Raw genomic sequence first — 238 nt, 5'->3', positions numbered from 1 at the left:
TCCTCGTCAACAATGCCGGCATCCAGTTCGTCGCGCCGGTCGAGGAATTCCCGGTTGAAAAATGGGACGCGATCCTGGCGATCAACCTCTCCGCCGCCTTCCACGCCATCCGGGCCGCCCTGCCCGGCATGAAAGCGCGTCGCTTCGGCCGCATCATCAACACGGCCTCCGCCCATGCGCTCATCGCCTCGCCGTTCAAATCGGCCTATGTCGCCGCCAAGCACGGCATCGCCGGGCT

General features: G+C 65.5%; 1 protein-coding gene. It reads left to right on the top strand.

Going from position 1 to position 238, the window contains the following annotated elements; translation table 11 throughout:
- On the top strand, nucleotides 1-238 hold a 238-nt coding region (locus AX750_RS11270; protein WP_156462444.1), incomplete at both ends, for an SDR family NAD(P)-dependent oxidoreductase.

The sequence above is a fragment of the Methylobacterium sp. CCH7-A2 genome, from assembly GCF_001557075.1.
Classification (GTDB): domain Bacteria; phylum Pseudomonadota; class Alphaproteobacteria; order Rhizobiales; family Beijerinckiaceae; genus Allobosea; species Allobosea massiliensis.
Note: the sequence above shows the minus strand (reverse complement) of the source record. Positions and strands in the feature narration are given on the sequence as shown.